The sequence below is a fragment of the Kitasatospora sp. NPDC101183 genome (assembly GCF_044767945.1).
Taxonomy (GTDB): Bacteria; Actinomycetota; Actinomycetes; order Streptomycetales; family Streptomycetaceae; genus Kitasatospora.
This window is the reverse complement of sequence record NZ_JBIWOW010000008.1, coordinates 192,721-206,668: the sequence shown is the minus strand read 5'-3', so window position 1 is coordinate 206,668 and position 13,948 is coordinate 192,721. Positions and strand designations below refer to the sequence as shown.

Here is a 13,948-nt window from a genome sequence, read left to right as displayed (position 1 = left end):
GCCGAGCAGCCCGTCCTCCTGGAGCCGTCCGTGCCGCAGTCCCACTCCGCCACCGCCGGCGGCCGCGACCTCGGGGACCCGGACGCCGGACGGCTCGCGGTCCTGCTGGACTCCGCCTTCCTCCTCCTGCTCGCCGCCGCCCTCAGCCGCTACCTCACCCACCACCCGGACAGCCCGCTCATCCCCTGGGTGATCGGCCTGAGCTCCGCCCTGGCCGTCGCCCAGCCCGCCGCCTCCTGGCTCGCGCACCGCCGCCCGCCCGCGCCGGGCCGCCGCCGGGTCTGGCCGCTGGCCCTGGTGACGGCGCTCTGGGTGGTGCTGGTGCTGCTCGCGCCGAGCTTCGCCTGGTGCGCCGTCCCGCTGATCTACAGCGCGCTGCGGGCCCTGCCCGGGAGGGCGGCGATCCCGCTGGTGGCCGCCCTGACGGTGCTGGTGGTGGTCGCCGAGATCCGGCTGCCCGGCGGCGCGGACGCCACGCTCGTCCTGCTGCCGCCCGCCGTGGCCGCGCTCGCCACCGGCGTCTTCCTCTTCATGGCCCGGCAGGCGGACCGGCAGCGGGCGCTGATCGCCGACCTCGTCCGCACCCGGCGCGAACTCGCCGCCACCGAACGGCGGGAGGGCACCCTGGCCGAGCGCGGGCGGCTCTCGATGGAGATCCACGACACCCTCGCCCAGGGCCTCTCCAGCCAGCAGATGCTGCTGCAGGCCGCCGAGCGCACCTGGGACACCGATCCGGCGACCGCCCGCAGCCACGTCCGGACGGCCGCCGAGGTCGCCGCCCGCAACCTCGCCGAGGCCCGCCGCTTCGTCCACGACCTCGCCCCGGCCGAACTGGCCCAGGGCCGGGGCCTGGAGGAGGCCCTGCGGGCGCTGGCGGAGCGGGAGTCGGCGGAGAGCGGGCTGCCCGTCCGCTTCCACCTGGACGGCGCCTGCGTCCCGCTGCCGGCCGCCGCGCAGTCCGCGCTGCTGCGGATCGCCCAGGGCGCGCTGGCCAACGTCCGGGAGCACGCCGGGGCCTCGGCCGCCGCGATCACGCTCTCCTTCCTCGGCGACCAGGCCGTGCTCGACGTCGCCGACGACGGGCAGGGCTTCGACCCGGCGGCGGGCGGCTCCGGCGGCGGCCGCGGGTACGGGCTGCCGGCCATGCGCGCCCGGCTGCGGCAGCTCGGTGGCAGGCTGACGGTGGAGAGCGCCCCCGGCGAGGGCACCGTCGTCTCCGCCGCCGTCCCGCTGGGGCAGCGTCCGGAGAACCGTCCAGAAAACCGTCCGGACCAGTGATCGGATGATCGGAGCACCGATGAACGCCCCTTCCCCCGTACGGCTGCTGGTCTGCGACGACCACGCGGTGGTGCGCGCCGGGCTGCTCGCCCTGCTCGCCAGCGCGGGCGACATCACGGTGGTCGGCGAGGCCAGCACCGGGGAGGAGGCCGTGGCGCTGGCCGCCAAGCTGGCGCCGCAGGTCGTGCTGATGGACCTCCAGCTCGGCGACGGCATCGACGGCGTCGAGGCCACCCGGCGGATCATCGCCGCCCCCGGCGGGCCGCACGTGCTGGTGCTCACCACGTACGACACCGACGCCGACATCACCCGGGCGATCGCCGCCGGGGCCACCGGCTACCTGCTCAAGGCGGAGCGGCCGGAGGAGCTGTTCGCCGCCGTCCACGCCGCCGCACACGGCCGTACCGTCCTCTCCCCGCCGGTCGCCTCCAAGGTGATGGCGCAGATGCGGGCGCCCGCGCCGCAGCTCACCGAACGGGAGCAGGACATCCTCGAACAGCTCGCCCAGGGGCTCGGCAACCGGGAGATCGCGCGGGCGTTGTTCATCAGCGAGGCGACGGTGAAGACGCATCTCGGGCGGATCTACGACAAGTTGGGCGTGGACACCCGGGCCGGGGCGGTCGCGGTGGCGAAGGAGCGCCGGCTGCTGCGCTGAGCGCTCCGGGGCGCCGCGACTGAGCGATCCGTCACTCCCATCCGTACTCGCGTGGTGTCGGTGCGTGCTGCCATGATGCTCGGAGTGTCGGATTCCGTACGCGCCGTGCCCGACCCCCTGTGCGGCCCCGGCCACCGTTTTCGGCTTCCCTTCGGGGTTTATCCGCTGGTCCGAAGCCCTGCGGAGCCTCCGGCCACGCCCGCCGGATTGTGGAAGTTTCGTGGATGCCCACTATTGACAAACCAACCAAGCGGTTTGTTACCGTGGAACCAACGACGCCTCGGGGGGTAGGGGCTCGCCGGGGCCTGCGCGGTCGCCCTCGCCGGAGGGCGCGGTCAGGGGGGCCGGCGGGAGCTGCCGGGGAGTCAGGGGGAGCGGCAGCGCCGAAGCCGCGCGACGTGGCGGCGCGGGACGTGTCCGGGGGGACTCGTCCCGCGCCTCCCCCGGTCCGTCAGCAGTTCACCAGCCCACCGCGCTCCAGTACGGGCAGCACACCGCGGGCAGCACCGGCGGCGCGTACCCCGCACAGGCCGCCGCCGAGGATCCGGCCAGCAGCCGCACCTCCCCCAACTCGCCGAAGCGCAGCGCCAGTCGGAACCCGTCCCCGGTCGCGGCCGAGACCCCCGGGCGCGCGGGCCCCCCGCCCAGCCCGGCGATCGTCCAGCCTCGACGGCGCCAGTGCCGCTCCACCGCCCCCGCCAACTCCGCCCGCCGGGGCAGCGACACGACCGTCAGGACGTCCCGCCCCCGCCCCACGTACCAGCAGGGCTCCGACTCCCGCCCCGGCCGCGGCAGCCGCACCCCCTCCGAGGGTGCGCCCGCCCGCCAGACGAGCGGCGGCTCGACGGCGTCCAGCGTCTCCTGGAGCAGCGCCTCGCACCGCTCGGCGGCGGCCGGCACCTCCACCGGGGCGGCGCGGCCGACGCCCCCCGGCCGCGCCCCGAAGGGCGAACCACCGCAACGACCGCCCTGGAAACCGAGGTTGACCTCGGCACCACCTGACTGCACTGGTCCCTCCGCACTCCTCCCGGGGTTCAGCCCGGGCAGGGATTCCGTCACAGCCATGGACGGCGCGCACGGGCAGGAGGTTCCGCCCCTGCGCACGCCGCGCGCGAGCGCTGTGCGCACACCGGCGCTCGGAAGACAAGTCCCGCCCCAGAAAGGCCGATTCACGCCCCCTGTGATCGATTTCCAATTGACTGAACGTCATTTTCCGGGGTGAGACTGCCTTGTTACCCATCGACGCGGGAAGCCGCTGACAGGGCCGCGTCCGGCGCGGCCAGGAGACGACCATGCGCATACTCTTCACCGGCCCGGCCTCCCAGGGGCACATCTTCCCGATGGTGCCCTTCGCCCAGGGGCTGCGCGCCGCCGGGCACGAGGTCCTGTTCGCCGGCCAGCCGCCGCTGGACCCGATGCTGACCGCCGGCTTCCCGGTGGTCCGCATCGGCGACGGCCGCACCCTGGAGGAGCTGTTCACCGACTGGCGTGACGCTCCCCCGATGCGGTACGGCAACGCCGACCTCTCCCACGACGAGCTGATGGACATGGCCGCCGCCGGGTTCGCGTACGCCTGCCGCAACACCCTGGACGACCTGCTCACCACCGCCGCCGACTGGCGCGCCGACCTGCTCGTCCACGCCACCTTCCAGACCGTCGCCCCGCTCGTGGCCGCCAAGCTCAAGATCCCGCTGGTGATGCAGAACTACGGCATCCCCTCCGGCCGCGACATGGTCGCCCGCTTCACCGGCAAGCTCGCCGACCTCTACGAGCGCCACGGCGTGGCCGGCCCCGCCGAGTCCACCGCGATCAACGTCGGCCCGATCGGCGGCGACCCGGACGGGCTGCGCGCCCGCTACGTCCCGTACAACGGCACCGGCCTGGTGCCCCTCGAAGCGCTGCGGCGCCCGTCCGAGCGGCGGCGCGTCCTCGTCACACTCGGCTCCGTGGTCACCCGCCTGGAGGGCCTCGGCGGCGTGACCCGGCTGATCGAGAACGCCGCCGAGGTGGACGCCGACTTCCTCCTCGCCGTCGGCGACGCCGACACCTCCACGCTCGGCACCCTGCCCTCCAACGTGATCCCCACCCCCTGGACCCCGCTGATCGAGCTGGTCCGCCACGTCGACGCCGTCGTCCACCACGGCGGCGCCGGCACCACCCTGACCACCCTCAACGAGGGCCTCCCCCAGCTCGTCCTGCCCCAGGGCGCCGACAACTTCGTGGTCGCCGCCGCCCTGTCCGAGGCCGGCATCGCCCTGACCTCGACCTCCGACACCGTCGACACCGCCACCCTCGACCGCCTGCTCACCGACGCCGACCTCCGGAGCGCCGCCACCTCCGTCCGGGCCGCCAACCACGCCCTCCCGACGCCCGCCTCCTTCGTCCCCACCCTCGAAGGCCTCACCGCCCGCGCCTGACCGGCCCCGAACGCCCCGTAAACCCCGAGAACCGCGAAAGCCGCAGGTCCGATGACCTGCGGCTTTCGTCGATATTCGCGCCCATAAGACTGTCATAAGATACGTGCACGGCTCAGTTCCCCCACGCCTACGACCCTCGTCTCCGGTCCCGGGCGAGAGCGGGCGTGTCGACACGATCGGACTCCCGCCAGTGCTCCAGGCGCCCACGTCACCGCCCGCCCGCCAACAGGCCCGGCTGGCCGTCGTCGACGGCATGCGGCTCATCGCCGCGCTCGCCGTCGCCGGGTTCCACTACCTGAGCGCGATCTCCCCCGCCCTGTGGGGGCCGTCGCCGAAGGAGTTCGCGTACACGCTGCACCACGCGTCGATGTACGGCTGGCTCGGCGTCGAGGCCTTCTTCCTCATCAGCGGATTCGTCATCTGCATGAGCTGCTGGGGCCGCACCCCGGGGCAGTTCGCCGCCTCGCGAATATCCCGGCTCTACCCGGCCTACTGGTGCGCCGTCGCGCTGATCGTGGCCAGGATCGCGCTGATCCCCCTGCAGACCGAGGACGTCTCCTCGCTGATCCACCCCCGGGTCGTCCTGGCCAACCTGACGATGTTCCCCGCCGCCCTCCACGCCGGCCTGCTGGACGGCGTCGCCTGGACCCTCGCGGTCGAGGCCCACTTCTACGTCCTCATGGCCCTCCTCCTCGTCTTCGGCACCACCTACCACCGGGTCATGGGGTTCTGCGTGGTCTGGCTCACCGCCGGGATCATCACCTCGGAGACGAACAACAAGTTCCTGGACGACCTCGTCCTCAGCCAGTACGCCGGCCTGTTCGTCGCCGGCATCGCGGTCTACCTCATGTACCGCTTCGGGCAGAACCTCATGCTCTGGACGCTCCTCGGCTTCGCCTGGTGCTACGAGCTGTCCGTGCTCCCCGCCCGGCTGGCCGGCCACTCCCGGGAATGGGGGTCCGCGGTGCTCTGCTCCTGGACCGTCGCGAGCGCCCTGCTGACCGCCTTCCTCGCCCTCCTGCTCCTCGCCACCATCGGCCCGCTCGCCCGCGTCCGCTGGCGCTGGCTCATGACGGCCGGCGCGCTCACGTACCCCTTCTACCTGATCCACCAGAGCCTCGGCCTGCCCATGGCCGCCGAACTCGCCACCCACACCCCGTGGCTCGGCCCGTGGGCCCGACTCGCCCTCACCACCGGCTCGATGCTCCTCCTGGCCTGGCTGATCCACCGCCTGGTCGAGAAGCCCCTCGGCCGAACCCTCCGCCACCACCTCGACCGCGCCCTCGCCGTCGGCAGCCCCGCCGCCCCCGCCCCCCGACCCCGCGAGGCGTGACCCTCCCCGGACAACACGAAAGCCGCAGGTCAGATGACCTGCGGCTTTCGGAATGGAGCGGGCGACGAGAATCGAACTCGCGCTCTAAGCTTGGGAATCTTTGGGCTTCCAAGCCCAAAGCTCCTCTGACCTGCACCAATACCAGCGCGACTAACCTGCCAGACACCCGACGCGGACCACCGCTGACCGCCGTTCACCACCCGTTCTGGCACGGATCTGGCACGTGCCGGACTCATCACTGCGGCCCCCAGTTCCGCCTCGCATTCGCCGAACGCCATCAGGCTCGTGCGACCCTGCGAGACCTACGCACCACGAGCCCCTGGACGACCGTACTGGCCGGTTCCGCCCCACGCTCGGCCGTGCCGTTTCGCCTGATCAGGGTATGTCGACGACTCCGCCTCGACACCCGATGCCTCCCCACCCAAAGGCGTCCTGCCGCACATGGCACCACCTGGTGACGTCCGCCCAGCCAGCAGGGCCTATGCGGGCTCTGCACAGCACGTCGCGTCTACCGCTCAGGCAAGTCAATGAGGGTGGGTTGCGATTGACTCTGGCCGCCGCCCGTCACCCGAAGATAGTCAGGATTCGGGACCATCTCGCGATGGAGGTACCGGAGGTCCGCGCCACAGCGCAAGGCGAGTCGCTCCTGGCGCGCGCGGTCGGCTGTCGAGATGGTCTCGCCGTTGCGGGTCGTGATGACGATCGCGGGTCGCTCCACCGAATCGACGGCTTCATTCAGTGCCGCCCAGACGAGGTCCCGGAAGGTTCCAGCACGGCCCCAGCAGACGTACCGAGCGGCGGCGTCGGCGATCGCGTAGCAGTGGTTCGGCTTCTCTCCAACCGAATCGGGCTTCATCGCCCAGCCGCTCCCACACGCCGCCCGAACAATTTCCTCCGGCCCTTGGAATCGATTTACCGCATAACGGACATAATTCCCGATTCCCTCCTGGGCCCGGGCGTACTCCTTCATGGGGACGTCTTTGATCCAGACCCTGGCGTCCTTCTCCGGTCCATAGGAGAGCAGGATGCCGCCGACCTTGGGATCCTCGATCCACTTCCGGTACTGGTTGGTCTTGTCAGCGTTACTCAAAAACTCCCAGTCCAGGTCATTGGCCTGCTGGTAGATCTCGATGAGGAGGCGTTCACGGATGGGCGCAGGCAGCTGCTGCAAGGACACGGTCATTACTCCTGTGGGGCGAGGGCGGCGGGGAACTGGAGTCGGTGCTCGTCGTACGCGGTCTCGAGGCTGGCCGCATCCTTAATCCACTCGTCCATGAGAGTGGCCACCTTCTGGTCGCTGAAGTCGATGTTCGACGGGGTGAACCTGGCCAGGGTCTCGATTTCACCATCGCCGCCAAGGGCACGCTTGAGCTTGAGCGCAGCAGCGATGCGGCGGAGGTCGCTGACGAAGTCCAACACCGCGACCCGGTCCTTTCCCTCGCGCAAGCGGAGCCCTCGCCCGAGCTGCTGCACGAAGATACGCCGGGAGTGAGTAACTCGTGCGAAGCAGAGGATGTTCACGTCTGGCACATCGACGCCCTCGTTGAGAATGTCGACCGCCGTCAGAATTGGCACCTCGCCTGAACGGAAGGCAAGTAGGCGGTTCTGCCGCTCCCTCTTAGCGAGTCCGGCGTGGATGGCGAGGGCACCGGACCAGAGCGGGGTACGCCGCAGCATGTCGGCAAGCCGTTCAGCGTGTTCGATAGTGCGGCAGAAAACGATAGCCCGCGGATTGAGCGTGGTGGCCCATGTGGCGGCGAGCTCGTCGCGGATGGCTTCGTCTCGCTGCGGCAGGAAGAGCTTCGCGTTGAGTTCGGCCAATCCGTACGAGTGGTTACTGGCCTCGCGGACGATGTCCCAGTCGATGTCGTCGACGAACAGGCGGTAGTCGACCTGAGCGAGGTAGCCGCGCCGCATTCCCTCCTCGATCCCCAGGGTGAAGCTGGGGGCGCCGAGCTGATGGGTGATGTCGTGCTTGTCGCCGCGCCATGGGGTCGCGGTGACGCCCAGGTGGCGGGCCGAGTTCAGGAGTTCCAGCAACTCGTCGTACTGGCCTTCTTCGCCCAGGTGGTGGGCTTCGTCGATTACTACGAGGTCTGGGCGATAGCCGAAGCGCGCGGCGGACAGCGCCGACGCGACTGTCGCGCACGTGAGTCCGGAGAGGTCATCAGGGCGTGTGTCGCCAGTGAGGAGGCGCGTTGAGACCTCTTTAGGCAGGTGACGCCAGAGCGCCCGCTCCAGTTGCTGGACGAGGTCCTTCGCGTGCGCGACGACCAGGACTTGGTCTTGGGGCTCGCGCCGCAGATGCTCCGCGATCACCTCACCACCGACGACGGTCTTGCCCAGCCCGGTAGCCAAAACAAGCAGCGCGCGGCCCGAGGCGTCGAGGTCGGCGGTCAACGCTTGCAGGGCCTCAGCTTGATAGGGCCGGAGCGTTACCTGCCCGAAGCGGCGGGGTACCCGATCGAAGCTCGTTGTTAGGTCCGTTCCTCCCCAAAGGAGGATTCCGGGACCCAGGCGTGCCAGATTCGCCACACGCTGCCGAGCGTCAGGACTGAAGCGGGTGTTGGTGACGACGACGGCGTGGTGTGCGCGGTAGTGATCCCGTGCGCGAGCGACCTCGTCCACCGCGTCGGCTCCTACGGCCCCACGTCGCTTCCACTTGCACTGGATTACCCAGGTCTCGCCTTTGTGGCGGGCGAGGATGTCGCCGCCCTCGTCGCCGGAGCCGTCGATGTTGGACACGTCGGAGAAGCCCAAATGCCAGAGGAGGCGTTCGATGCGGCGGGGAAACTGCAGCGGTCCGGCGTCCAGCAGCGAGGCAGCGTCGAGGAATTGCATCCTGCCCTCCCTACGTGTTGTCGGCGAGGTCGCGCGCGATGAGACGGCAGCTGATCCTGATCCGGGCCAGCTCCTCCACATCGAGGCGTGGACGGTGCTGCTCCAGAAGCGCGAGGTCTCCGAGAGGGTTGATCAGCCGCTCCACGACGAGCGCTCGAGCCCCGGGATCACTGAGAGCGATGTATCCGCGCTTGAAAACGGATCCGTCAAGGAAAGTCTCGGGGGAGTCTTGGATGATGCGGATGACGGCGCTGGCCGGAACATATCGGATGAATTCGCCGCTGGTGACCGCGTTGCTCCAAGGGGACGTTCCACCAGCCTCGACCGCGAACCGGCGCTCGGCGTCCGCTCGTTCGTCCTTCGTGAGCAACAGCCAGTGCACCGCCGGGTTTGCCGAGACGGGCGTCACCATGGCCAAGCGCACCTGTTCGAGGAGCCGCTCGGATTCCTCCGCCATCGCCGCCGGCGTCAGCCGGGGACTGGAGGTGTGGACCTTGAGCTGCGCGACGATCTCACTCAAGGGCATCGACACGTTATTCGCCCGAACCCGCATGAACTCCGCGACCTCGACGAGCGCCAAGTCGCGCATGTCCGTCCCGAATTCGCGGAAGATCGAGTGTCCGGTATCGATGAACACTTCCAAGCGCGGGGCTCGGACCATCGAGACGATCACAGGCGCGGCCTGCCCGTCCTTGGTGACAAGGTGCTGGCTACGAACCGCCCAAGCCGTCAGATCGACGCGCCCCAAGTCTTCGAGGTAGTACGGGCCCGTCAGATCCACGATGGGGTCGGCGCTGTCACGGTATCGCTGAAGCCGCTGGTCCAACGTCTCCACCGGTGCGGTAATGTCCTCGGGCGGTTCTTGGCCAGCAATGGTCGAGGCCAGCGCGGCACCGCCCTCAGCCTGGTCATCCGGGTCGAGGAGTCCGGCCCCAAACCCGGGGAGGATGTCGTCATTCCCCGGTTGAGGTTCCACTGTTACCGGATTGTCATGCTGGTAAGCAGCGCGGTACCACGCCTCGTCGGTCTGATACTCGTAGTGGCCTGCCCGCATGAACGTGGCCCACTGCGCGGCCTTCTCATGGAGGGCGTTGCGTCCGTCACCCGGGATCAGGTAGTTGAGCCCCGGGTCCTGCCGGCGGAAGCCCGCGTAGAGCAGGGCGAGGGGGCTACGGTTCTCCGGCAGTCCGAGGTTCTTCGCGATCTTTGGGCGCAAGGGGCTTGTTCCGCGGACCTCACGCAGGACTTGCCGCCACTCGGCCGTCTCGAACTCGAAGGCGGTCTTCTGGTAGTTCGGAGCGACGTGATCGCAGTGGATCTCACCGACGATCCGGCCCATCTGCACAGCTCCGGAGTCGATGGGGTACTCGAGCTCCGCCTCAGCGAGGCTGTCCTCGTCTTCCCAGTAGAAGACCCGCTTGTCCTTAAGCATGATCTTGCGTCCGTTGCGGAGGAAGTCCAGCCCGTAGTCGGTGCGGTGGACGTAGCGCTGAATCCCGATCCAGCCCCAGATCTTGCGCTCCCTCAGTTCGAGGCGATCCTGCCCGCATTCCTCGCAAAGCTCGGCGTCGGCGGAACTCCAGTACCCGCAGGCCATGCAGGCGTTCTTAGCGCTCAGCACGTGGTTGATCTTCTGGACAGCGTGGATCTCCACGCCTTGGCGGGTGACGGTCCGCTTCTCGTCCCAGACGCAGGGCAGGCGCGGCTTGACCTTCTTGCCGTTGAGCGTAAGTAGGAAGCCCTTGTCCGCCAGCAGGTAGCTGTAGACCTCTCCGAGCTTGTCCCTGATCACGTTCTGCGTCTGCAGGCGGCAGAGCGTGGCGTACTGCTCCTGCTTGAGGTCGCTGATGGTGACGGTGGTGCCATGCTCATCACGGTTGGCCTTAGGCACCGCGCGGTATGGAGCCTGGTACTTAGAGGAGTTGGCGATCTGCACCAGGTCTAGCGTTACCTCGATCCAGTCCGGATCGCCTGCCCGACTGGTTCGAACCGTGGTACGCCGACCGAGTCGCGCCGTACTGATGTTGAAGCCCATTCCGAACAGGCCGAGAGAGCCATGTCGGCCGTTACTGGTCCAGCCCGCGCTGATGGCGTTGGTGACAGCCTCCAGGCTCATGCCCCGGCCGTTGTCCTGCACCGTGATCTCAGCCGTCCCACGCTGCGAGTTCGCCGGGGGAAGTGAGATCGCGACCGAGGGCCGATCCACCGTCTCGCCGGCCGCCTGGAACTCGTCGAAGGAGTTGTCGATCAACTCAGCCAGGCACTGCCAGTGTGAGAACTCGATATCGCCGAGCACGCCCAGGATGCGCGGGTGCGGTGTGACGTTGATGTACTGGTCCTCGGTCACAGCCGACCCCCGTCTTCGTGGTGAACACATGCTTGGCAGGCGGATGTGCTCGCGCGACCATTAGCAGTCTGGCGTGCACCATCGACCCCAGTCGGGCACGCTCCAGGAGCATCCATCAGCATGTCCTCAACCCTAATGGGCGGCACCAGCCGGTGCGGGACAAAGATCTCGAGACCCTGCTGATGCCACCCCGCAACCAGGAGGGGCGCCTCAGAACTTCGCGCATGGCGGACTCGGCCCATGCTCCGGGAACCTGCGGAAGTCACCATCGATGCCAGCGGCCGAGTACAGATCCCGATGGGGATTCTCGCCAAGGCCGATTTCGACACTGGGAGTACAGTCCTCGCGTACAGCGATGGTGACGGCCCTATCGTCCTACGCAGGTTGACCGACGCCATCGATGGCCTGATGCCCGATGGAGAACTGTAGCTACGCCTCGCCGGACGCTCCGCGGACCGCCGAGAGGACCCGCTTCGCCACGTCCTCCGGTGCCTCATGCTCCCAGGCCCGGATGACCGTCCAGCCCTCCTCCTCCAGGATCCGGTTGGTCTCGGCGTCCCGCCGCTGGTTGTCGGCGAACTTCTCTCTCCAGAAGTCCACGTTCTTGGTCGCCGGTCGATGATGCTCCGGGCAGACGTGCCAGAAGCAGCCATCGACGAAGACCGCGACTCGCGCCTTTGGGAACAGCACATCCGCGCTACGCCGGAGGCCCTGGAGCGGCCGCGCGTTGACCCGGTAGCGAAGCCCTTCCTTGAAAAGCAGAGACCGAAGAACCTTCTCGGGCTTCGTGTCCTTTCCCCGGTTACCTCTCATCGAGGCGCGGACCGCCGGGGTCGAGGCTGTCGAGTCCTCGGGCAGTGTCTCCTCTATCAACAGACCCTTAGCCCAGGCCAGCCGCCAGCCCTCAGCCAGATTGGCCGCGCGGGTGTCCTGCTCTACCTCGCCCAGGTAGCGCTCTGGAGACTTCCGTCCGTCGCCCCAACGCAGGGACGCTCGGATCCTCCGCGTCTTAGGCAGGACTCTCAACGAGACCGAGGCGTGAGCGATGCGGCCGTCGCCCAGGTCAACCACCCGTCGATGGCGACCGCCCGCTGCTCGGTCCTGTTCAGCGGACAGAGCCTTCCGGGTCCTCCCCGGCCGCCCCTTCCAGGCGCGATCAGGCGGGAGCCGGTCATTCCAGCGACTCTGGGACGGTTTCGCCGCATCGCTCACGACTGTGATCCCAGTGCCGCGTCGAGGGCCTTGGCCACCGCGTCAGCGAATACGGCACCAAGCTTCACCGGGACCGCGTTGCCAAGTTGCCGCATCTTCTCCCCCCTAGGGCCTTCGAGCTTCCAATCGTCAGGGAAGGTCATGACACGGGCTGTCTCACGCACGGTCATGTAGCGATGCCTATAGATGGTTCCGCCGGGAGTCTCAAGGTCGTCAGTCAGCATCACGGACTCGCCGCCAGGGACTCCGTGCACGCCGGCCTTCACGGTCTTCGCGGGACGGTCCAGTTCGTTGGGCGTGTGGCCCTTGTAGATGCGAGCGTCGGGCCATCCGATGTGGTCGGTGAACCCCCCGGCGCGGTACTCCTGGCGGTCAAGCCTGTCCCAGGGGATCTTCGGCAGTGGCTTGCCCTCGTTCTCATCGATGCCGGCGATGGCATCCCGAAACGTACGCCAAGGCTTCGAACCGTCCGGGATGAGCGAAACGTCCTTGGGGATCCTGGCCATGACCCGGGCGCGGACATCCGCGGGCACCGATGGATGCCGCTTCCAATACGAGCCGTCGAGCATGGTCCGGAACAGCGCCTCCTCCGAGTACTGGTGGCGCACGTCCTGCTTGAATTGGTCGATGTCGACCCCCAGGTCCTCCCGGAAGGCGACGATGAAGATGCGGTTCCTGACCTGGGGGACCCCGTAATCGGCGGCGTTCACGCGCGTCATCACCACCTTGTAACGCTCCGCCGGGTCACCGGCGGCCCTGCCCTTGGCCTCGATGAGGGCCTTGTCGTGCCTCTGCCAGCTGACCTCCGGATCACGCAGCTCGAAGGGCATCTCCATCTCGCGCAAGATGTACTCGAGGTACGGCTTGAACGATGGCCTGAGTAGTCCGACGACGTTCTCGCAGATGACAGCCTTAGGTCGAATCTGGCGCATCGCCTTGAACATCTGAGGGAACATGTTCCGCTTGTCCTCGTCCCCCTTGGCGACCCCACCCAGGCTGAACGGCTGACACGGCGGACCGCCAGCGAGCACATCGACACGACCGAGCAGGTAGCTCATATCGAGTCCCTGAACGTCCCCCGCCACGAGCGGCCACGGCTCCCCCGGCTCCGGGATCCGCTCCTCGTCCCCGCGGGGCTTGGCCCCGTTCGCCTCCAGGGTCTGACAGGCCCGTGGGGCGAACTCGTTGAACAGCAATGGCCGGAAGCCCGCCCCATGGACGGCCATCGCGAGGCCGCCCGCGCCCGCGAACAGCTCGACAGCGGTGCGATCATCTCTCGACTCTTCTTGCAGTTCAGGCATTGCAAAAGCATACCGCGGAAGTAGCGATCACCGGGACTGTTGTCAAGAAGTCTCACCTCACCTTCACGAGCGACCGAAGCGGTACGACCAGCGATCGAAGTGGCCGCCACAAGCGGGGACAGCACTGTTCCGATTCCCGCACGCCAGGGCGAACGGCCACACGGGCGATGCCGCCCAGGTCCGGTGATCAGGTCGCCGACCGGCCGCGAGGGAGCCTCCTAACGGCGATCACCCGCGAGCCGGACGCCGGCACCGGCGGCCAACCCGTCTGCCCCTCAGCTGAATCGCCAGTTAGCAACAGAACCCGGTACCCGTTGCTGAGACCATTCACGGACGAGGGGGCCTACCGCGCCAGCTCGCAAACAAGCCCAGGCCAACGCTGGTGACCGCCGTGAACGCCTCAGACCCGGCGATCAGGAAGACGGCCGCCGCCAGCGTGGTCAGAAGCAACAGTGCGACCAGATCAAGCACCCGGTCACGGATCGGTTCCACCGACACCGGCCTTGACCTGGAGTCAACCCGAGGAGAGGAGGGCGAGGTGGGCTCTTCGATTTCATCCATGCG

11 protein-coding genes are annotated in these 13,948 nt (G+C 68.5%); 4 read left to right on the top strand and 7 right to left on the bottom strand.

Features of this window, described 5'->3' with window-relative positions; translation table 11 throughout:
- Nucleotides 1-30: 30 nt before the first annotated feature.
- Complete coding sequence (locus ACIRRS_RS13480; RefSeq protein WP_402969305.1) at nt 31-1,278, top strand: sensor histidine kinase; 1,248 nt, start codon at nt 31-33, stop codon at nt 1,276-1,278.
- Nucleotides 1,279-1,297: 19 nt separating this feature from the next.
- Nucleotides 1,298-1,933: a response regulator gene (locus ACIRRS_RS13475; RefSeq protein ID WP_402969302.1), complete on the top strand. Its 636-nt coding sequence runs from the start codon at nt 1,298-1,300 to the stop codon at nt 1,931-1,933.
- Nucleotides 1,934-2,392: 459 nt separating this feature from the next.
- Here the strand turns inward: ACIRRS_RS13475 and ACIRRS_RS13470 are convergent, their stop codons facing one another.
- Nucleotides 2,393-2,941: a hypothetical protein gene (locus tag ACIRRS_RS13470; RefSeq protein ID WP_402969299.1), complete on the bottom strand. Its 549-nt coding sequence runs from the start codon at nt 2,939-2,941 to the stop codon at nt 2,393-2,395.
- Nucleotides 2,942-3,225: 284 nt separating this feature from the next.
- On the opposite strand from ACIRRS_RS13470, the gene ACIRRS_RS13465 reads away from it, so the two are divergent.
- Both ACIRRS_RS13465 and ACIRRS_RS13460 read left to right on the top strand, forming a co-directional pair.
- Nucleotides 3,226-4,350 carry a glycosyltransferase gene (locus tag ACIRRS_RS13465; protein ID WP_402969296.1) on the top strand — a complete coding sequence of 375 codons (1,125 nt, stop codon included), beginning with the start codon at nt 3,226-3,228 and terminating at the stop codon, nt 4,348-4,350.
- A 190-nt stretch (nt 4,351-4,540) separates the two neighbouring features.
- Nucleotides 4,541-5,683, top strand: coding sequence for an acyltransferase family protein (locus ACIRRS_RS13460; protein ID WP_402969293.1), 1,143 nt, complete (start codon nt 4,541-4,543; stop codon nt 5,681-5,683).
- A gap of 508 nt (nt 5,684-6,191) precedes the next feature.
- On the opposite strand, the gene ACIRRS_RS13455 is transcribed toward ACIRRS_RS13460, so the two are convergent.
- The 6 genes from ACIRRS_RS13455 to ACIRRS_RS13430 all read right to left on the bottom strand — a co-directional run bounded on the left by ACIRRS_RS13455 (nt 6,192) and on the right by ACIRRS_RS13430 (nt 13,945).
- Nucleotides 6,192-6,860: a hypothetical protein gene (locus tag ACIRRS_RS13455; protein ID WP_402969290.1), complete on the bottom strand. Its 669-nt coding sequence runs from the start codon at nt 6,858-6,860 to the stop codon at nt 6,192-6,194.
- A gap of 5 nt (nt 6,861-6,865) precedes the next feature.
- A complete protein-coding gene (locus ACIRRS_RS13450) occupies nt 6,866-8,524 on the bottom strand; it encodes a DEAD/DEAH box helicase family protein (protein WP_402969287.1) in 1,659 nt (552 codons plus the stop codon).
- 10 nt (nt 8,525-8,534) lie between these two features.
- Nucleotides 8,535-10,871, bottom strand: a complete 2,337-nt coding sequence (locus tag ACIRRS_RS13445) for an ATP-binding protein (protein ID WP_402969284.1) — start codon at nt 10,869-10,871, stop codon at nt 8,535-8,537.
- A 429-nt stretch (nt 10,872-11,300) separates the two neighbouring features.
- A complete protein-coding gene (locus ACIRRS_RS13440) occupies nt 11,301-11,942 on the bottom strand; it encodes a very short patch repair endonuclease (protein WP_402969281.1) in 642 nt (213 codons plus the stop codon).
- A 137-nt stretch (nt 11,943-12,079) separates the two neighbouring features.
- A complete protein-coding gene (locus ACIRRS_RS13435) occupies nt 12,080-13,384 on the bottom strand; it encodes a DNA cytosine methyltransferase (RefSeq protein ID WP_402969278.1) in 1,305 nt (434 codons plus the stop codon).
- Nucleotides 13,385-13,711: 327 nt separating this feature from the next.
- Nucleotides 13,712-13,945 (bottom strand): hypothetical protein, encoded by a 234-nt coding sequence (locus ACIRRS_RS13430; RefSeq protein WP_402969275.1) that lies wholly within the window; start codon nt 13,943-13,945, stop codon nt 13,712-13,714.
- Between the last annotated feature and the right edge of the window lie 3 nt (nt 13,946-13,948).